Annotated in this window: 16 protein-coding genes; 9 read left to right on the plus strand and 7 right to left on the minus strand. The window is 73.6% G+C overall.

Annotated elements, in window-relative coordinates:
- Positions 1-10: 10 nt before the first annotated feature.
- The 3 genes from OG753_RS39585 to OG753_RS39595 form a co-directional block, all read right to left on the minus strand.
- Positions 11-583 carry an NADPH-dependent FMN reductase gene (locus tag OG753_RS39585; RefSeq protein WP_405792463.1) on the minus strand — a complete coding sequence of 191 codons (573 nt, stop codon included), beginning with the start codon at positions 581-583 and terminating at the stop codon, positions 11-13.
- 49 nt (positions 584-632) lie between these two features.
- Complete coding sequence (locus OG753_RS39590; protein ID WP_405792465.1) at positions 633-2,327, minus strand: serine/threonine-protein kinase; 1,695 nt, start codon at positions 2,325-2,327, stop codon at positions 633-635.
- A 299-nt stretch (positions 2,328-2,626) separates the two neighbouring features.
- Positions 2,627-3,640 carry a hypothetical protein gene (locus OG753_RS39595; protein ID WP_405792467.1) on the minus strand — a complete coding sequence of 338 codons (1,014 nt, stop codon included), beginning with the start codon at positions 3,638-3,640 and terminating at the stop codon, positions 2,627-2,629.
- 1,861 nt (positions 3,641-5,501) lie between these two features.
- On the opposite strand from OG753_RS39595, the gene OG753_RS39600 reads away from it, so the two are divergent.
- The gene (locus tag OG753_RS39600; RefSeq protein WP_327260185.1) at positions 5,502-6,044 is read left to right on the plus strand and encodes an NUDIX domain-containing protein; all 543 of its coding nucleotides are present in this window, start codon (positions 5,502-5,504) and stop codon (positions 6,042-6,044) included.
- Positions 6,045-6,059: 15 nt separating this feature from the next.
- On the opposite strand, the gene OG753_RS39605 is transcribed toward OG753_RS39600, so the two are convergent.
- Together OG753_RS39605 and OG753_RS39610 are read right to left on the minus strand one after the other, a co-directional pair.
- Positions 6,060-7,694 (minus strand): alpha/beta hydrolase, encoded by a 1,635-nt coding sequence (locus OG753_RS39605; RefSeq protein ID WP_405792469.1) that lies wholly within the window; start codon positions 7,692-7,694, stop codon positions 6,060-6,062.
- A gap of 963 nt (positions 7,695-8,657) precedes the next feature.
- Complete coding sequence (locus OG753_RS39610; RefSeq protein WP_405786676.1) at positions 8,658-9,140, minus strand: hypothetical protein; 483 nt, start codon at positions 9,138-9,140, stop codon at positions 8,658-8,660.
- A gap of 172 nt (positions 9,141-9,312) precedes the next feature.
- On the opposite strand from OG753_RS39610, the gene OG753_RS39615 reads away from it, so the two are divergent.
- A complete protein-coding gene (locus tag OG753_RS39615) occupies positions 9,313-9,963 on the plus strand; it encodes a hypothetical protein (protein ID WP_405786675.1) in 651 nt (216 codons plus the stop codon).
- Positions 9,964-9,993: 30 nt separating this feature from the next.
- Here the strand turns inward: OG753_RS39615 and OG753_RS39620 are convergent, their stop codons facing one another.
- Positions 9,994-10,770: a glucose 1-dehydrogenase gene (locus tag OG753_RS39620; protein ID WP_327260181.1), complete on the minus strand. Its 777-nt coding sequence runs from the start codon at positions 10,768-10,770 to the stop codon at positions 9,994-9,996.
- Positions 10,771-10,804: 34 nt separating this feature from the next.
- Here OG753_RS39620 and OG753_RS39625 point away from each other — a divergent pair, with 34 nt between their 5' ends.
- Positions 10,805-11,755: an NAD-dependent epimerase/dehydratase family protein gene (locus OG753_RS39625; RefSeq protein ID WP_405792478.1), complete on the plus strand. Its 951-nt coding sequence runs from the start codon at positions 10,805-10,807 to the stop codon at positions 11,753-11,755.
- A 209-nt stretch (positions 11,756-11,964) separates the two neighbouring features.
- On the opposite strand, the gene OG753_RS39630 is transcribed toward OG753_RS39625, so the two are convergent.
- Complete coding sequence (locus tag OG753_RS39630; protein WP_327260180.1) at positions 11,965-12,921, minus strand: ScbA/BarX family gamma-butyrolactone biosynthesis protein; 957 nt, start codon at positions 12,919-12,921, stop codon at positions 11,965-11,967.
- Between the two features lie 487 nt (positions 12,922-13,408).
- On the opposite strand from OG753_RS39630, the gene OG753_RS39635 reads away from it, so the two are divergent.
- From OG753_RS39635 to OG753_RS39660, 6 genes are all read left to right on the plus strand, one after another.
- The gene (locus tag OG753_RS39635) at positions 13,409-14,740 is read left to right on the plus strand and encodes a cytochrome P450 (RefSeq protein WP_405786674.1); all 1,332 of its coding nucleotides are present in this window, start codon (positions 13,409-13,411) and stop codon (positions 14,738-14,740) included.
- A 121-nt stretch (positions 14,741-14,861) separates the two neighbouring features.
- Positions 14,862-15,542: a ScbR family autoregulator-binding transcription factor gene (locus tag OG753_RS39640; RefSeq protein WP_327260178.1), complete on the plus strand. Its 681-nt coding sequence runs from the start codon at positions 14,862-14,864 to the stop codon at positions 15,540-15,542.
- Between the two features lie 221 nt (positions 15,543-15,763).
- On the plus strand, positions 15,764-16,438 hold the full coding sequence (locus OG753_RS39645) for a ScbR family autoregulator-binding transcription factor (RefSeq protein WP_405786673.1): 675 nt from the start codon (positions 15,764-15,766) through the stop codon (positions 16,436-16,438).
- A gap of 240 nt (positions 16,439-16,678) precedes the next feature.
- Positions 16,679-17,560 carry an AfsR/SARP family transcriptional regulator gene (locus OG753_RS39650; protein WP_327260176.1) on the plus strand — a complete coding sequence of 294 codons (882 nt, stop codon included), beginning with the start codon at positions 16,679-16,681 and terminating at the stop codon, positions 17,558-17,560.
- 104 nt (positions 17,561-17,664) lie between these two features.
- A complete protein-coding gene (locus OG753_RS39655) occupies positions 17,665-18,339 on the plus strand; it encodes a ScbR family autoregulator-binding transcription factor (RefSeq protein ID WP_405786672.1) in 675 nt (224 codons plus the stop codon).
- A 157-nt stretch (positions 18,340-18,496) separates the two neighbouring features.
- Complete coding sequence (locus OG753_RS39660; RefSeq protein ID WP_327260174.1) at positions 18,497-19,318, plus strand: AfsR/SARP family transcriptional regulator; 822 nt, start codon at positions 18,497-18,499, stop codon at positions 19,316-19,318.
- The last annotated feature ends 125 nt before the right edge of the window (positions 19,319-19,443 follow it).

Consider the following 19,443-nt stretch of genomic DNA (forward strand, 5'->3'; position numbering starts at 1 on the left):
CGGGTGGGGGTCAGGCCGCTTCGGTCCGTGCCCGGTCGGGTCGGCGGGCGGTGCGCAGGGCGTGGCCCCACCATGCGAGGTCGTCGAGGAGGGTGGTGGCTGCTTGGGTGGCGTTGGTGTGGTCGTGGGGCTGTCCGGCCCGGTCGAAGGGGAACTGGTGGAAGCTGACGGTTTCGCGGATGGTCGCGGCGTGGAGTTCGGCGAAGACCGGGCGGAGTTGTTCGACGGCGCGCAGGCCGCCGGAGAGGCCGCCGTAGGAGATGAATCCGACGGGCTTGCGCTTCCAGACGGGCCCGGCGATGTCGATGGCCTGCTTCAGGGAGGCGGGGAAGGAGTGGTTGTACTCGGGGGTCAGGACGATGTAGGCGTCGCAGGCGGCGAGGTGTTCGACGAAGGCCCGCCCCTGGGGGGTGAGGTCGGGGGTCCAGTGGGCGGGGAGGTCGGCGTCCGTCAGGTCGGCGAGGGTCAGTTCGATGTCGGTGCGGCCGGCGGTGACGGTTTCGAACCAGCGGGCCACGGTGGGGCCGAACCGGCCTTCCCGGGTGCTGGCGATGATCAGTGCGATACGCAGGGGTGAGGTCATGCCCCAGGTTTAGAACATCAAGTCCGCTTGAGGTCAAAGGCCGTGGCTGTCAGGGGGTGCGGGTCAGTGCGGTGGGGGCGCCCGCGGACTGGGCTCCTTCCGATTCGAGGGTGAGCCGGTCGGGGCCCGTCATCGTCAGGACGTACAGGTTGTTGCGGGGGCAGTCCAGGACGGCGGTGCGGTCGGTGGGGTGGCTGGTGACCGCCTCGAACACAGCCGTGTTCCCGCGGGTCTGGCGCAGCTGGAGGGCTTCGGTGCAGCCCAGGCTCCGGCCGGTGGCGGTTTCCTTCAGGTTGCTGACCTGCCGGCCGACGAGTTCGCCCACCGTCCCGCCGTTGAGTGTGACCGTCACGGTGAACTCCCCGGTCCGTGCACGGGAGATGCCGTCGGCGTCGGGTGTCCCGGGGCCGGTGCCGGACCAGGTGCCGGACCAGGCTGCCGGCAGCGCGCCCGCCGCAGCCGCCCCTGCTGCCGGTGGTGCGGAGGGGGCGGCCGAGGTGGGGGTGGGGGCGGGTGTGGTGGTGTTGCCGTCGGTGCGTCCGGGCAGGGACACCGCGAGTGCGACGGCGGCGGTGACGACGGCCGCGCCCGCGGCCGCTCCGGCTCCCCGGGACGACAGGACCGCCCACCGGCCCCCGGACCCGCCCGCAGCCCCCGGCACGGACCCGCCCGCGGGTGTCGGCGCGGACGCGATTGCGGACGCGGGTGGGGGCGCGATTGCCGGTGGGGGTGGGGGTGTGGTGTCTGCCGTCGGGGGTGCGGCCGCCACGGGACCACCCGGCACCGGCACCGGCACCGGTCCTGGTGTCGGGAGTGGGGGTGTGGCGGGTGCCGGGTGGGGTGCGGCCAGCAGACGGCCCAGTTTGCCCTGCCGGAGTGCCGCCTCCGCCGTGAGGGCCGGGGGGATCACCGTGCTCCAGTCCTGCTGCGGGCCACCGTCCAGGCGGGCCGACACCTCGGCCGCGGTGGGACGCTGCCCCGGGTCCTTCGCCAGACACTGACCGACCAGCGGCAGCAGCGCCGGCGGGACACCGTCGAGGAACGGCTCGTCGTGCACGATCCGGTAGAGCAGCGCCGGCAGGTCCAGTTCCTCCCCCGCGGCAAGGAACGGACTGCGCCCGGTCGCCGCGTACACGAGTACCGCGGCGAGGGAGAACACATCGGCCGCCGCTGCGGCCACCGCCCCGGTGGCCTGCTCCGGTGCCAGGAAACCCGGTGTGCCGATGACCGTGCCGGTACGGGTGTGCCGCGGATCACCGGCCGTACGCGCGATACCGAAATCGATCAGGAAGGGCCGCTCCGTCCCGAGCAGCACGTTCGCCGGTTTGATGTCCCGGTGGACGACTCCCGCCTCCCGTACGCTCACCAGCGCGGCCGACAGTTCCTGTCCCAGGCGCCACACGGCCGGGGCCCCGAGCGGTCCCCGCCCGTGCACCCAGTCGCCCAGCGACGGCGCGGGAACGTACTCGGTGGCCAGCCACTGCGGCGACGCCCCCGGCGGACTGAAGTCCACCACCGACACCGTCCACGCGCAGCGCACCCGGTCACTGGTGCGGATCTCACGGTCGAAGCGCTGCGCGAAGTCCGCCTCCGCGCTCAGTTCACGGTGCACGGTCTTCAGGGCCAGGGCCCGCCCGGACGCCGTCCGGGCCAGGAACACCTCGCCCATGCCCCCCGAGCCGAGCCGCGCCAGCAGACGGTACCCGCCGATCTCCAGCGGGTCACCGGGCCGCAAAGTCTCCATCAGTTCCCCCTGCCCCCACGACCGTTGCCGGCCGCCACCGCACGGACCGCCCGGCGGGTCATCGTGAAGGACCCTAAAGGACAGCCCCCGCACCGTCCGACACGGCCACCCGCAGCCGGCACCCCGCCACCGCGTACATCCGGCCCCGCCCGCCGCCCCCACGCGTACGTGCGGTCCCGCCTGACGGCCCCGGCAGAATGCCTGCCCGGGGCGGGGTGGATGCCCGCCCGGGGTAGGGCATCATGTGTGGCTGCGTTGATGGGCCGGCCGGACATGGCGGGGCATGGCGGGTGCGGCTGTTACGGCTGGGTCGGGCTGGCGTCCGCGGCTGTGACTGGGGCAGGGCTGGTGGGGCTGTAGTAGACGGAGCGGCCCTGCTTGGAACGTTCCAGCAGCCCGCGGGCGACACCCTGTTCGAGGGTGTTGCGGACGATCGCGGCCTTCACCTTGCGTCCGGGGTGGGCGGCACTGACCGCTTCGGTCACCTCGGCGGCCGACCTCGGCTCTTTCCCGCCGGCCAGGGCGGCCGTGACGAGTTCGAGCCAGGACGGGCCTGCCGTCTCCCCCTTCACCGCAGCAGCACCAGCCGCCTTCTCCCTCACCGCCGCGGCAGCACCTGCCGTCTTCTCCTTCACCGGTGCGGTGGTACCGGTTGTCTTCTCCTTCACGACCGCGGCAGCACCTGCCGTCTTCTCCTTCACGACTGCGGCAGCACCTGCCGTCTTCTCCTTCACCGGTGCGGCGGTACCGGCTGTCTTCTCCTTCACGACTGCGGCGGTTCCGGCTGTCTTCTCCTTCGCCATCGTGGCGGTTCCGGTCGTCTTCTCCTTCACCGGTGCGGTAGCACCTGCCGTCTTCTCTTTCACGGGTGCGGTGGTACCGGTTGTCTTCTCTTTCACGGGTGCGGCAGCACCGGCTGCTTTGCGGGCGCGCGGGGCCTTCGCCGCCGCAGTCGCAGCCGTTGTGGCGGTGGCGGTGGTGGTGGTGGTGGGTGCCGGGGTTTTCTTCGTACCCCCGGCGGCACTGCGCGCTGAAGGCACTGCGGCCCGCTTCACGCTGCGCTTGGCGGCCGGCTGCCCCGCAGGCGCAGGCGCAGGCGTGGGCGTGGGCGCGGGCTTGGCGGCGATGCCCAACGCGTCCTGCATCCTCAGGAGGACTTTCTCGCTTTCCTCGAGTTCCCCGATCTCCTGTTGCAGCCGCTGCAGTTCGGTGCGCCTCTGTTCCTGCGCTGCCTGGTTCGCCGCGAGATCACCGGCGATCTGCTCGGCGTAATCGTCCTTGACCCGCGTGACGTTGCTGCCCGTGGTGTTCATGGGTTCCTCGATGTCTGTGACTGAAGGGGATACCGGGACGCGAATGGTACGCACTACGTGTACCCGTGACAGCGGATCATGTACCGCCCGCGCACCGCGGAACCCCGCAAGGGCCGTTGCGGAACAACCCGCACGGCCCGGACACCGACAGCCCGCCCGCACAACACCCCTGCCAGAGACCCCTCCTGCCAGACCCCCGCCGGCCCGCCCCGCCCGCCTGGGGGAGTGGCTGTACCTCACCCGGACGAGGCCGCGGCATGCGCTGCGAAGCAGTGCAGTGGAGTGCAGTGGAGTGGGGCCAGTGGTGTGTTGAGCCGTGTTGTGCGGCGGTGTGTGTCAGGGGCGACCGGCATGGTCACTCCCCCCGGCCCCGGCACCGTAACGGAGTTCGTGTCGAGAGGGGTTGCACGGGTACATCGAGGGGAGAGCGACCCGGCATGGCAGGCGGTGGCGGTCAGTGCTCCCCTGGGGCCGGGAACGGGTTCCTGCCCGGGCAGCTGCGCCCTGGGCATGCTCGGGGACTGTGCGCCGACGACATGAGGGCGGCGGCCGTGCCGTTGCGGACTGCCGCCGACCCGTATGCCCGCCACCGTCGCTGGGCCCTGGGCACGTTCGGGGACTGTGCGCCGACGACATGAGGGCGGCGGCCGTGCCGTTGCGGACTGCCGCCGTCCCGTATGCCCGCCACCGTTGCTGAGCCCTGGCCGTGGCCACCGTGTTCGGTCGGGTGTGTCACCGTCTCCCCGCCCGGGCCGGCCTGCCGTGCCTGTGCCACCCCGGTGACGCATGACCCTCCGGGAGTCACCGGGCCACCGGGCCACCAAACCATCGGGTCACCGGGTCGTCGGGTCACCGGGTCACCGGGTCGTCGGGTCATCGGGTCCCCGGAGAAGCTGGTCGCTCCTGGCGGCCCGCGACTTGATCGTCGCCGGCGCAGGCCTCCTCCATCTCCTCCGCCTCTTCCTGCTTCTGCTTGACGGCCCCGCACGGCGGATCAGTTACGGATCTCCGCCGCATGCACACCGGCCGCGCCCGCCTGCCCGCCGGGCCGGTCCGGCCGCTCACGCGGTCTTCGCGTCCGGGCAGTCGCCCAACTCGTTCTGGCCCACCTCCCCCCGCGTGCAGCACGGGGAGAAGGCCGCGGTCGTCGTCCTCGCCGGTTCCCGCGTATGCGCCGCTGTGCGCGGCCCCGGGCCCGGTCCCCGGCCGGGACGCACCTGGTGGAATCGGCCCGGTGTTGGGACCGGAGAAGCGGGTCGCTCCTGGCGGCCCGCGACGTGATGGCCGTCGGCGCCGGCGTCCTCCGCCTCTTCCTGCTTCTGTTCGACGGCCCCGCACGGCGGATCAGTTACGGATTTCCGCCGCATGCACACCGGCCGGCGCGCCTGCCGGCCCGCGGGGCCGGTCCGGCCGCTCACGCGGTCTTCGCGTAGGGGCAGTCGCCCAACTCGTTCTGGCCCAGCCCCCCCCCGCGTGCAGCACGGGGAGAAGGCCGCGGTCGTCGTCCTCGCCGGTTCCCGCGTACGTGCCGCTGTGCGCGGTCCCGGGCCCGGTCCCCGGCCGGGACACACGTGGTGGAACCGGCCCGGTGCCTGGAGCCGTGCATCTGGGCCTGCAGGTGGGGTCCTCGCCGGTGGGCGGCTTCCCGGGGATGCCTCCGGGCGCGCAGGCTCTTGTGCCGGGCACCGGCGCTCCGGTCGGGTCCGGGACGTCCGGGGTGTGCTGCCCGGCACGTCCGCGTGCTTGAGCCTTGCCGGGCTCTGCGGGTATGGGAGCCGGCCGTACGCGGGCGGCTGCTGCCGCCCCCGCCGCCGCCCCCGGCTGCTGCGGCGGTGGGCGGTGGTCGGTGATACTGGTGGTCATGACTGGTACTGGTGACCATGCGGGTGTCCCGTTCTCGCGGATCAGGATCCGGGCCGGGGCGCTGGTGTTCTGCGGCAACGACGTCGCCCTGATCCGCCGTGACCGTGCCCGGTCCACCCACTACACGCCGCCCGGCGGCAACGTCGAGGACGGGGAGGACCTGCGGCAGGCCCTGCACCGGGAACTCGCCGAGGAACTCGGCCTCGACGCGGAGCAGGCCGAGGGCGGCGACCTGCTGTGGGTCGTCGACCAGCGGGTCACCCGCCCCGGCCCCACCCCGCCGCCGCGCAAGCTCCACCTGATCCACCGCCTCCACATCACCCCCCAAATCCGTGCCACCCTCGCGGAGTTCGAGCAGGACGAACTCCCCGACGGCAGCATCGAGACCGGTGTCATCGAGTGGGTCGACTACCGCAGGACGGCCGCTCTGCCCCTCTTCCCGCCGATCGGGCCCGCCCTCGCGGCCCTGCCCGACCCCCGCGCAGCCCCCGCCCACACTGCCCTGGAGGCCGTCACCGACGAGAACTACACCTGGGTGTGACAACGCGCCGCCGGCTCAGCGCAGGGCGGGGATCACATCCTGTGTCTCGTCGGCCTCGATGCCGGTGGTGCGACGGCCCGCCGGCTCCGGGCCGGCCTCGTCCGCACACACGGTGCCCCGCGCGGGCAGCGCCAGCGTGGCGAGGTAGTCGGTGACCAGCGCGCTGACACACGCGCTCCGGTTGTAGGCGGTGTGCCCCTCACCGGCGAACGTCAGCAGCCGCCCGCCCTCCAGCGTCCCGGCCAGGGCCACCGCGTCCCGGTAGGGGGTGTCCGGGTCCCCGGTCGTGCCCAGCACCAGGATCGGGGCGGACCCGGCCGCCCGGTAGGAGCCTGTGAACCGGCTCGGCCGTTGGGCCGGCCACTGGGCGCAGGCGGGCGCGTGGTTGTGGTCGTAGGCCGGCGGCCCCAGCCCGATGGGCGGTCCCAGCAGCGGGGCCGCGGCGGCCTCGGCGCCGACCGTCGCGCCCAGCAGCAGCCGGCTGCCCGGATAGAGGCGGTCGGCGCACTCCACGGCCGTGTTGACGCTGAGGAAGTCGAACGACGCGGTCGAGGGCGGCGACAGCAGGAACGAACCCCGCCGTTCCTGGGCCGCCTTCAGCGCCTGCCCCAGATCGGGCCAGATCTCCCTGCCCGAGTTGATGCTGAACATCAGCCGGTAGGCCAGTGTGTACCCGGTGGCCGGGCGCCCGCTCGCCGTGATCACCGGATCGGCGTCCAGATCCCGCTTCAGCTGCTCGAAGGCCTGCCGCGGCCGGCCCTCCCCGAACCCGCAGACGGCCGCGTCGTGCCCGCACCAGTTCAGGAACCGGCCGACCGCCGCGTCCAGCGCGGCGAACTGCCCGCCGTCGTAGGCGTACGGCACATCCGCATAGCGGCGCGGATCGTAGCCCCCGTCCAGCACCATGGCCCGCACCCGCCGCGGGAACTGCGCCGCGTACACGGTACCGACGTAACTGCCGAAGGAACGCCCGTAGAAGGACAGTGTCTCCTCGCCCAGGGCCCGGCGCAGCAGGTCGATGTCCCTGGCGTTCGACCCGGTACCGATGAACGGCACCAGGTCCCCGGAGCGTTCCCGGCAGGCCCGGGCGAAGTCGAGGCCCTGGCGCACCGCCTCCTGCACGGCCCCCGGGCCGGGCACACCGCGCGCACCGTCGACGGCCGCCGTGTACTCCTGGTCGTTCCAGCACTCCACCTGCCCGCTGCGCGCCACCCCGCGCATGTCGTACCCGACGACGTCGAAGGCGTCACGCAGGGAGGCGGGCAGTGCCTCGTAGCTGCTGCGGGCGAAGTTCACCCCGGAGTTGCCGGGCCCGCCGGGGTGCAGCACCAGCACACCGGTGCGGTGCGCCGGGTCGGCAGCGGGCCGGCGGGTGACCGCGAGGGAGAGGGCGGGGCCGGCGGGGCGGCGGTAGTCCAGGGGCACCCGGGCGGTCGCACACTCGAAGCCGTCGCCCGCCCCGTCGCAGGGCCCCCAGGACAGCACCGGAACGGGCACCGCGCCGCCCCCCGAAACCCCGCCGCCCCCTGCGGCCCGGGCTGCTCCGGCGCTGCCGGGTGCGCTTCCCAGGAGCGCGGTGACCGCGATCAGCAGCAGGGATATGCCCCGCACCACTCGCCTGCGGTTGTCATCGGCCAAACGGGTCAGCATGCGGCGCTCCTGCGTCACGGTCTTGCGGAACGGGCGGCAACGCCGGCAACGCAGCCGCCGGCCGCCGCCCCTGTCGGCCCGCCGGGAGCTGATGTCCCCTACCGCCGAGGGGAGCGTCCGGCTGCAACCACAGTGGTACGCGCCCGCAGAACCCGCACCCCCTCGACCGCCCCCGCCCCCGCCCCACGCCCCCGCCCCACGCCCCCGCCCCACGCCCCCGTTCCCGGCCCGCGGCCCGTCGCCGGTGTTCCCCGCCGTCATCCGGTGCCGTCCCGCCCTGCGGCCCGTCACCGGACGGCGGCGGCCACCGGCCACCACAGTGCCGGTGTGTCCCACCGGCTCCTGCGGGCCGAGGGGGGTGGTGGTGTTCACCGGCTCCCGCACCGCCGGGAACCTTGCCCTGCCGCCCTGCCGCCCTGCCGCCCTGCCGCCCTGCCGCCCTGCCGCCCTGCCGCCCTGCCGTCCTGCGGCGTCGAGGGTGCGGCCGGCCGGGGCGACACCGGCAACCTCGCGCTGAGCTGCTGTCCCCGGCCCTCGCGTTCCCGGCACCGGCCTGGCCGTGTGCCCTGCCCATGGCCCTGCCTCTGGTCCTGCTTCTGGTCCTGCTCGTGGCCGCCGTTCAGGCACCCCTGCCGGATACGGCGGCGGGCCGCAACGGGGACCTGGTAGGGGCGGGCACGCCGGCGTTCCTCACCGCCGCCCCTGGCCACCGGTGCGGGTCCTGGCGCCGTTGCAGGTGGCGGCGGCGAAGGAGTACCCCTTCCGCGGCCCTGGCCATCGACGTCGCCCGTGGGCCCGCTCTGCGCACCAGCCGTGCCGCGGGCCGCCCGCCGCCGCGAACGGGCCGACGGCACCCGCCCGCCCGGCCCCCCGTCGCCCGCGCAGCCGTCACGCCACCGGCCCGCTGCGCGAGGCCCGACCGGCCCGCCCGCGGGGCGACGGCCGTGTGACGGCCGCGCGGTCTCATCTGCCGTGCAGGAAGAAACGGGCCGGCACGAAGACCTCGTGACCGGTGCGGAAGCGGACGCGCACACCGGCCTCCGTCCACGTGGTGGACTCGATGCCCTGCGCCCCCCACGCGGTCTCGACGTCCACCCAGTGCCCGTAGGCCACCCCGGGGTACCTGCCGACAACCATCCGGTAGGACTGCCGCCCGGACAGGGTCTGCTCGTGCACCAGCCCCAGGTAGTGCGGTGACCGGTCGTCGTACACCGGCTCCGCGGGCGCGGTGCTGCGGTACGTCACCTCCGTCCGCGGCCACCACGCCACGGTCAGGGCCACGGCGGTCAGTACGATCCCCGCCAGGCAGCCCAGCAGCACCCTGCCGGTTCCGGCCGTCCTGCGGGGCCGTGCGCCCGCATCGGGCCGGTCAGGGGTGAACGTGCCGATGACGCCCTCCAGGTCTGGTCTTTCTCCCGCACCGGTGGCCCGGAGACGGCTCTCCACGGCAAGGACGCGGAACCGGGCCGGCCGGTTGTCCCCGCCACCACCCCCACCACCAACACCACCACCCCCACCCCTACTGCCCCCGCCACCCCCACTGCCGCCGCCCCCGGGCCGCCCCCGCTGTCCGCAAGGGGGTTGGATGGACCCGCAACGGCGAAGGGGGAGAGGGAGCATGGCACTGCACCCGGAAGGCATGTTCACCAGCGGACCGATCGCGCACCTGGTCGGCCTCGCCGCGGGCGGGACCGACCCGCTGGAGTGGGAGGTCCTGCGGTTCAGGCGGACGATGCGGGCCAACCACTGGGACACCGCCTGGCGCGGCTCCCTGCGCTCGCTCGCCTCACAACTGGACTACCTGGCAACGGGGTTCACCCAGGAGTTCTTCGCGACCTGCCCGCCCGATACCCGCCGCACCTGGACGGCGGCCGCCGGAGCGGACAGCCTGCCGCAGTTCATGACCGGTCTGGCCCTGCTGCTGCGCCTCGCGGACCGCGAAGGGGACCCCTCCTACGAGGACGTACCGCTCACCGCCTGGGAGGTGCGGGCCCAGTGGCCGCTGCTGCTGTCGCTGGACGGCTGGGCCTACGACGGCGAGCACGCCTCCTACGAGGAGAGCCTCGAGGCCTTCATCGAATCCGAGCACCCCTACTGCTTCCACGAGGTGATACCGCGCCTGACCCAGGCCCTGGAGGTGCGGACCCTGTGCACGCAGTCGGACGCCTTCGTCGCGTCCTTCCGTGCCCTCGCCCCCGAAGCGACACCCGAGGCCCTGGACGTCCTCGCCCGCACCGCCTTCGCCCACCTGATGCGGCACCACGCCTGACCGGACACCACCTGCCGCGAACCGGGGTGGTCAGCGGGTGGTCCAGCCGCCGTCGACCGAGAGCGTGGTGCCCAGGACGAAGGAGGCACGGTCGCTGCACAGCCAGGCCGCCGACTCGGCGATCTCCGCGGGTGCGGCGATCCGCGGGAGCGGCGCCGAGGCCAGCAGGACCTCCTCCATCGCCGGGTTCTCCCGGAGCCAGGCGTCGATCATCTCGCTGCGGGTGGAGCCCGGGGCGATCGCGTTCACCCGGATGCCCTGGGCGGCGTACTCGCAGGCGGCAGCCTTGGTCAGGCCCAGCACCGCATGCTTGGACGCGATGTAGGCCGCCGTCACCGGCGTGGCCACCAGGCCGGCCGTGCTGCTGTTGTTCACGATCGCGCCGCCGCCGGTCGCCAGCATCGCGCGTATCTCGTGACGCATGCAGTTCCAGACACCCCGCACGTTGGTGTCCATGACACTGTCGTACGTCTCCTCGTCCAGCAGGTGCATCGGCGCCGGCTGCGCACCGATGCCCGCATTGTTGAACGCCGCGTCCAGGCGGCCGTAGACGCTGACGGCCTCCTTGACCGCCCGCGCCACGTCCTCGGTGCGGGTCACGTCCGCGACCACGTACTGGGCCCGGTGGCCGGCGGCGCGCAGTTCCGCGGTGAGCGCCGCGAGTTGGGCCTCCCGGCGCGCCACCAGGGTCACCGAGGCGCCCTCCCGGCAGAACACGCGGGCAGCGGCCGCCCCGATGCCGGAGCTCGCGCCCGTGATCAGCGCCGATTTGCCCGCCAGCAGAGATTTATCCGTTCCCAGCGTCACCGCGCGACCGTAACACGGTGGAATGGGCCGCGTGATGAAGAGAGAGAACCGGATCGTACTGGTGACCGGCGCCGCCGGGTTCGCCGGATCCCCCGTCGTGGAACGCCTGTTGGCGGCGGGCGTGCCCGTACGGGCGCTGGTCCACGAGGCCGGCGCACCGCCGGGGGCCGACACCGTACGGGGCGACCTGGCGCGGGCCGCATCGCTGCGCGGGCTCTGCGAGGACGTCACCACGGTGCTGCACCTGGCCTCACGCATCGGGGGAACCCTGCGGGAGTGCCGGGCCGTGAACGTGGACGGCACCCGGGCACTGCTCGCGGAGGCACGGCGGGCCGGGGTACGGCGCATCGTGCAGCTGGGCACGGCGGCCGTGTACGGGGACGGCGCCCACCGCGGCGCCGCCGAGGGCGAACTCCCCGAACAGCCCGCCTCGGTGACCAGCGTGACCCGGCTCGCCGGCGAACGGCTGGTGCTCGCGGCCGGCGGTACGGTCCTGCGGCCGCACCTGGTGTACGGGCGGGGCGACCGCTGGGTGGTGCCCTCGCTGCTGCAGTTGCTGGCCGGGCTGCCGCACTGGGTGGACGGCGGCCGGGCCCGGATGTCCCTGACGTCGGTGGACGCCCTCGCCGGCGCGCTGGCCGAGCTGGCCGTACGCGAGGAGGACGCCCCGGCAGGTGTACTGCACGCCGGTCATCCCGAGCCGGTCACCGCACGCGAACTCGTGGAGACCGTCACGCGGGAGCTGGCCCTGCCGCTGCCGGCGGGGGACGTGGACATCCCCCGGGCACTGGAACTGCTGGGCGGCACGGGCGGGACGGATCCGGCGCTGCGCCGGCGGCTGAGGCTCCTCGCGGTGGACCACTGGTACGACAGCGGGCGGCTGTGGGCGGGGCTGAAGGCATCACCGGGGCCGCCCTTCCCCGAGGCGTTCGCCCGCTGCGCCCCCTGGTACCGGGGCGGCGGCGGGGCCCCGGCCGCCGTGTGACAGCACCGGCCGCCCGCACAGGAGCCGGCCCGCAGCCCCCGGCCCCCGCCATGGCGCACCCCCGCCACGCCGTACGGTCCCCGCCCCGCCGCCCGCGCCGCCGGCTCCCGGCCGCGGGGAGCGCAGCGGGTGCAGGGCGGCGGGTCCAAGCGGGCGGGTGCGGGGCGGCGGGTGCGGCGGCAGTACGCCGCGGGGTGGGCGGGGTCCCTTCAGGCGGCGCCGGTCACCGTGGAGCGGAAGACGGTACGGCCCTCCTGGTGGCCGGTGACCTCCACCCGGCCCGGGGACAGGACGGTGGCGTCGATCCAGCAGGGGGCGTCGAGTTCGGCGTAGTGGCGGAACTCGGTGGCGACGCCCGAGGGGGTGAATCCGCCGGGGGCGTGGAGCCCGCAGGCGGCCTGGCGGGCGGCCTCGACGAGGACCATGCCGGGGTGGTGGTCGTTGGCGTGCTCGAAGAGGATCGGGTGGTCCAGGTCGGGGCTCAGCTGCCAGCGGCCCGGCCGGCCGGCGGGGGCCAGGACCACGTCGAAGGGCAGCAGCCGGCCGGCGGAGGCGGCGGCCATGGGGGTGCGGCGGGGCAGCGGCCGGGTTAACGCCATGAGACCGCGGTCGCCGCGCAGCCGCCGGTAGGTGGCGGGGGCGACGCAGCTGAAGCGGGCGGTGCCGGTGCCGGCGAGCTCGCCGCCCCGGCGGATGTCCACCTCCAGGAACCCGGAGAACCGGTTCCCCTTCCAGCCGAAGTCCGTGCACACCGCCGTCATCTCGAGGTCGCTCGGCCCGCGGCCGATGCGCAGCCCGCCCGGCGCCGTCGTGAAGTCCAGGCTCCACAGAAGGACGTTGTGGCCGAGCGGGACCCCGTAGACGGCGTGGCAGAGGTAGAGCCCCACCTGGCGCACGGTCTCCCCGGCCTGCACCGGGTCGTGGCTGGCGCCGTCGGCGCTGGTGAAGAACGTGTGGGCGCGGGGCCACTGCCCGGTGAGGGAGAAGGTGTCCTCACCGGTGCGGTCGCAGCCGGTGAGGAAGACCTCGGCGAGGGAGCTGCGGTGGACGTACTCCCTGGGCACCGTGGTGGTCAGGGAGCGGGCGTCGTTGCAGCGCATCCACGGATGCCCCTCTCCCGGAAGAGGCAGGACGGGCGCGGTCTTTCCGATCGTGAGCATGGTCATGGAGTTCTCCCGCAGAGCCGTTCGACGGATGGGACGGGTTCCGCTCGCGAGACGCAAGATACGTACTCTCCGGTTTTGTTTGCAAGGTACTCAGAGGGGCAGGATGCGGCCCGCGCATCCCCGCCACCGGCCGCCGGACAGCCATTGGAAACGCCCCCACGACCCCGACCAGCGGATATCCGACACGGCGATGCCCCCTCGGGCCGCAGGCCCCCCACCCCAAGTGAGAGCTGGCCTTCCGGTCATATGTGCCGGTCGGACAGGGTGCAGGCGCCAACTGTTCAACCAGCCCGCTCCGCGCCCGCCCCGGGCAGCCGACACGGCACCCGCCGTGCCCCGAAAACCATTGGCATGAGGGGCGGGCCGTGCCAGACTCGGGGCCGCCGCCGGTGAATTGAAAACCGGATGGGCGGTTTTGAAATACAGGGTGTGGACACTCCGCTGCACCCCGTCGCCGACAACCGCCGCCCATCATGGAGAGCCCCAGATGAACCGTCAGTGCCCGATTGCGATCGACGTCTCCGGTGCGCAGATGCACACCGAGGCCGCACTCATCCGCGAACAGGCGCCCGCGACGCCGGTGATGCTGCCCGGCGGAGTGACCGCCTGGGCCGTGGCCCGGCACGCCGACATACGCAGGCTGCTGGTGGACCCGCGGGTGTCCAAGGACGCCTACCGCCACTGGCCGGCGTGGATCGACGGGGAGGTCGGAGCCGAGTGGCCGCTGGCGATCTGGGTCTCCGTGCAGAACATGATCACCGCCTACGGGGCCGAGCACACCAGACTGCGCAGACCGGCCGCCGCCGCGTTCACCGCACGCCGCGCGGGCGGCATGCGGCCCAGGATCGAGGAGGTCGTGGGCAAACTCCTCGACCGCCTCGCCGCACTGGCACCCCATCAGGCGGTGGACCTGCGCACCGAGTTCGCGCACGAGCTGCCGACGCGGATCGTCTTCGAGCTGTTCGGGATCCCGGAGCACTCCTGGGCCCCCCTGCACAAAATCATCAACGCCTTCTTCGACACGGCGATCACGGCCGAGGAGGCGCAGCGCAACGCGCAGGACCTGCACGTCACGATGGCCGACCTGCTCGCCCACCGGCGCGAGCACCCCGGCGACGACATGACCAGCGCGCTGATCGCGGCCCGCGACAACGGCGCCGGCGACGACAGCGGCAGCGCCAGCAGCATCAACGGCAACGGCAACGGCAACGGTGACGACGGCGGGGGCGGGGGCCAGGGGGCGCGGCTGAGCGAGAAGGAGCTGGCCGACACCCTGATCCTGCTCTTCACGGCCGGGTACGAGACCTCCGTCAACCTCATCTGCACGGCCCTGCACGAACTGCTGCGCAGTCCGGGCCAGCTGGCGCTCGTCCGGCAGGGGCTCGCCTCCTGGGAGGACGTGGTCGAGGAAGCGGCGCGGATCGAGCCGCCGGCCTCGTACGGGCTGCTGCGGTTCGCGGTGGAGGACATCGACATGGGGGAGGAGGTGGTCATCCCCAAGGGCGACCCGATCATGGTGTCGTTCGCCTCGGCGGGGCGGGACGCGGCCGTGCACGGGGAGCGGGCACAGGAGTTCGACGTCACCCGCCCGACGCGCGGGCAGCACCTGTCCTTCGGGTTCGGCACCCATCACTGCCTGGGCGCGGCCCTGGCCCGGCTGGAGTGCGCCGTGGCGGTACGGCGGTTCTTCGAGCGGTTCCCGGCGGCGGCCCTGGCCCCCGCGGGCGAGGGGGAGTTGCCACGGGTGGAGTCGTTCATCTCCAACGGGCTGCGGGAGTTGCCGGTCGTGCTGGGGCCGGCGGCACACGTGAGCGACTGATCGCGCCGGGGCCGGACCGGGCCTGCTTGAAAAGAATCGGACCTTCTGGTTGGTTTTAATGGGGCGGTGGATCCGCGACGCGGATCCACCGGCAACGGACCCATGGACAACGGAGGCACCCGTGGCACGGCAGGAGCGTGCGGTACGTACGCGGCGCGCGATCTTGGAGGCGGCGGCAGCGGTCTTCGACGAGCGCGGCTACGACGCGGCCACCATCGCGGACATCCTCTCCCGGGCGGGCGTCACCAAGGGCGCCCTGTACTTCCACTTCTCCTCCAAGCAGGAGCTGGCCCAGGGCGTGCTCGACGAGCAGTTCGCCGAGGGCGGGGTGCCCCACCGGGAGAGCAAGCTGCAGGAACTCGTCGACGTCGCCATGGTGCTGGCGTACCGGATGAAGCGCGAGCCCATGCTCAGCGCGGGTGCCCGGCTCTCCCTGGGGCCGGGCATGCGCGACATCTTCGGCGGCGGCTCGGTGCCGGGCTGGATCGAGTTCACGCGGACCCTGCTGGTGCGGGCGAAGGAGCAGGGCGAACTGCTGCCGCACGTGGACCCCGCCGAGACGGCCTGGATCCTCTCCGCCTGCTGGACGGGTGCGCAGATCTACTCGCAGACCCTGAGCGACCGTGCGGACATCGAGCAGCGGGTGGCCGCCGTCTACCAGCACATCTGCCCCAGCATCTCGACGCCCGCGGTCCTCGCCCGGCTCGACATGGCCCCCGACCGGGGGGAGCGGGTGAGCGCGGAGATGAGGCGCGGCACGGGCCCCGGCGCGGCGCAGGAGTCCGAGCCGGCCCTGAACTGAGGCCGGCGGCCGGCGCCGAATCCGGGCCGGCGCCGAATCCGGGCCGGCGGGGAACCGGGGCGCTCGGGCGGGGGCGGAGGGGCCGGCGGGGCCGGTGGGGCCGGTGGGGCCACTGGGCTCGAGCGGGACTCGAGCACGGCTCCGGTTCCGGCACCGACTGTGACCCGCAACGATCTGAATACCCTCTTGGGCAAACCGCGTTGGCGGTTTGTGGAGACTCCATGGTCAAGCAGGAACGTGCCGCTCGCACGCGGGAAGCGCTGGTGCGTGCGGCCGCGGAGGTGTTCGCCGAGGAGGGGTTCGTCACCGCGTCGATCTCGGTGATCAGCCGCCGGGCCGGGGTGAGCGCCGGGGCGCTGCACTTCCACTTCGCCAGCAAGACCGCGCTCGCGCAGGCCGTGGAGGACCGGGCGGCGCGGGCGCTGTGCGGGATCATCCCGGTCACCGCCGGCCGGCCGGCGCAGCCCGCCGCCGGGGGCGGCTTCCTGCAGGTGCTGGTCGATTCCACGCACGCCCTGATGGCCCTCCTCGCGCACGACGTGGTGGTGCGGGCCGGCTTCGGGCTGTGCGCGGACCCCTCCTGGAGCGGCGGGGTGGACCTGCGCCGCCAGTGGCGGCTGTGGGTCGAGGAGGCCGTGGCCGCCGCGGCGCGCGAGGGCTCCCTCGCCCGCGGCCTGGCCCATGAGGACGCGGCGCGCGGGGTGGTGGCCGCCACGGTGGGGCTGGAGGTCCTGGGCGCCTGCGACCGCGAGTGGGTCGCGCCGCACACCCTCACCCGGTTCTGGGCACTGATGCTGCCGCGCCTCGCGGCGGAGGCGACCCTGGGCGCCCTGCTGCCCCAGGGCTCGCCGGCGGGCACCCCGGTGCCGCCGTCCGGGACCACCGAATCAGACTGACTGGTCTCTTTCCGGTGGGGCAGACCGTGTTCCTGTGGCCCGCGTCGAGGGCCGATCGAGGCCTGGCTGCAGCGGCTCCGGACCCAGGCCGGGAAGGCGAAAGGCCAGTTCACCGTAGGTTTTTGAGGGTCAGTCAGATGTGCCGGATCGTCAAAACAGCACGACCGGTTTGATATTGACAAACCGCCGGTCCTGTTTTCTACTGGCTGTGCGACTCATCCAAGGACAGGGGAGTACGGCGTGGACATCGATGTACTGGGCGCGTTGGCGGTGCGGGAGAACGGGATCTCCATCACGCCGACCGCCCCCAAGCCCCGGCAGGTCCTGGCCCTCCTGGCCCTCCATGCCGATCAGGTGGTGCCCGTATCGGCACTCATAGAGGAGCTGTGGGCGGGCGAACCGCCGCGCAGTGCCCGTACGACACTGCAGACCTACGTCCTGCAGTTACGGGCACTGATCGCGGCCGCCCTGGAGCAGGGCGCTGCTGCTGCTTCGGTTTCGGGCGAGGGCGGTAGTGGGAGCGCAGAAGGGGGCGGGGAGCCGGCCGGCCGGACCGCCAAGGACATCCTGGTCACACTGCCCGGCGGATACCTGCTCAGCAGCGGCGGCGGGACCCTGGACGTGCGCGAGTTCGACCGGCTCGCGGGAACCGGCTACCGCGCGATGGACGCCGGGGACTTCCCCGGCGCCGCACGCCTGCTGCGGGAGGCCCTGTCCCTGTGGTCCGGGCCCGCCTTCGCCGACGTACAGGGCGGCGTCCAGCTGGACATGGAGACCCGGCGCCTGGAGGAGACCCGGCTGTGCGCCCTCGACCAGCGCATCGAGGCCGACCTGCGGCTGGGACGCCACCGGGAGCTGCTGGCCGAACTGACGGTACTGGTCACCCGGTACCGCACCCACGAGAACCTGCACGGGCAGTTCATGCTCGCCCTGCACCGGTCGGGACGCCGGGGCGAGGCACTGGATGTGTACCAGCGGCTGCGCGCGACGCTCGTGCGCGAGCTGGGACTCGAGCCGTCCGTGGCACTGCGGCGCCTGCAGCGGTCGATCCTGATGGCCGGGCCGGAGAGCCTGGCCGAGGCCCACGCGGAGCCGGGCGGCGAACGGCTCGTACGGGTCTGAGGCCCGGCCCCGGCCGCACGGGCCCGCGGCGAGCGGTCCGCGGCCCCGGAGCGGTCCGGCAGCCGGGAGTTCGGAGCTCTGTCAGGGCGAGAGGAGACGGCTCGGTGCAGGAGAGGTCGGAGCGGACCCGGAGGCGGCTGGTCTACGCCGGGGCCGAGTTGTTCCACCGCAATGGATACGCCAACGCGACGCTGGGCGAGATCGCGGCCGCGGCCGGAGTGACGAAGGGAGCGCTGTACTTCCACTTCGCCTCCAAGGACGAACTCGCCGAAGCCGTGCAGCAGCGCGGATGCGCACTGCTGCACGACGCGGTGCGCGCGCTGCGCGAGGACGGGGTCTCCCCGCTGCAGGCACTGATCGACATCACGCACTGGCTGGCGTGGACCCTGCACGAGGAACCGGCCATCCCGGCGAGTTTCCGCATCACCAAGGAATGCGGCGGCGCGGGCCCCCGCGGGCCCGCCGGGGCACGCCCGGTGGTCGTCGACTTCCACGGGGCCTGGCTCTCGGCGGTCGCCACCCTGCTGCGGCTGGCACGCGACGCGGGAGAACTGCCCGCCGCCGGCCGCCGCTGGGAGAGTGCACAGGCCCTGGTCGCGGCCGCGGCGTGCGGTATCGAAACCATGTCGGCCACCGGCATGTCCTACGCGGAACTGCAGGGGAAAGTAGGGGCGTTGTGGGCACTGCTGCTGCCCAGCCTGGTCGCCGCCGGACGGGAGCACGACTACCAGACCGACGCGGGGCTCTCCGGGGCGCAGTCGGTACGGATCGGCTGGTGACCCGCCGCCCCGCCCGCCCCCGCCCGCCGCTGCCACCGGCACAACCGGCACAACCGGCACAACCGGCGGGGCCGGCGGGGCCGGGCCGCGGCGCGCGCAGGGCCCCGCAGCAGCGGGACCACCGTGCCCCCGCACCCGACGACTTGGGGAAGAGAACGTGGAGATTCAGGTTCTGGGCCCGCTGAGCGCCGAGGTCAACGGGGGATCCATCGTTCCGACCGCCCGCAAGCCCCGGCAGATCCTCGCGCTCCTCGCCCTGTACCCGGGGCGGGTGATGCCCGTGCCCACCCTCATGGAGGAGATCTGGGGAACCGCCCTGCCGCAGAGCGCGCTGACCACCCTGCAGACCTACATCCTCCAGCTGCGCCGGCGGCTCGGCACCGCCATGGGACCGGGCGGACCCGACGGCGCCAAGGACGTGCTCGTCACCCGGCACGGCGGCTACCTGCTGCAGATACCCCCCGAGTCCGTGGACGTCCACGCGTACGAGAGCCTCGTCGCCCGGGGCCACAGCGTCTTCGAGCAGGGCGACGACGAAAGCGCGGCAGCCCTGTTGCGGGCGGCGCTCGCGCTGTGGCAGGGACCCGCACTGGTCGACGTACGGGCCGGACCGATCCTGGAGATCGAGATCCTGCGCCTGGAGGAGAGCCGGCTCGGCACCGTGGAGCGGCGCATCGACGCCGACCTGCGGCTGGGCCGGCACACGGAACTGCTGGCCGAACTCACGGAACTGATCGCCCGCCACCCCCAGCACGAGGGACTGCACGCGCAGGCGATGCTCGCCCTGTACCGGTCGGGCCGCCAGGCCACCGCCCTGGACGTGTACCGCCGGCTGCGCGGCCGCCTGATCGAGGACCTGGGCGTGGAGCCGTCACCGCAGCTGCAGCGCCTGCACCAGGCCATGCTGACGGTGGATCCGGCGCTGGACGTGCAGGCCGGGCCGAAGCGGGGGTCGACGTTCGACCGGTACGCCGTCTGACCGCGCACCGCCCCCGGGCCGCACCCCCCGGCCGCACGGCCGCTGAGCGTGCCGCCCCGCACCCCGCAGTCCGCACACGGCGGCGGTGAGCACCGCCGCGTCCACGTGCACCGCCGCGTCCACGT

Source organism: Streptomyces sp. NBC_00029, assembly GCF_045160505.1.
GTDB lineage: Bacteria > Actinomycetota > Actinomycetes > Streptomycetales > Streptomycetaceae > Streptomyces.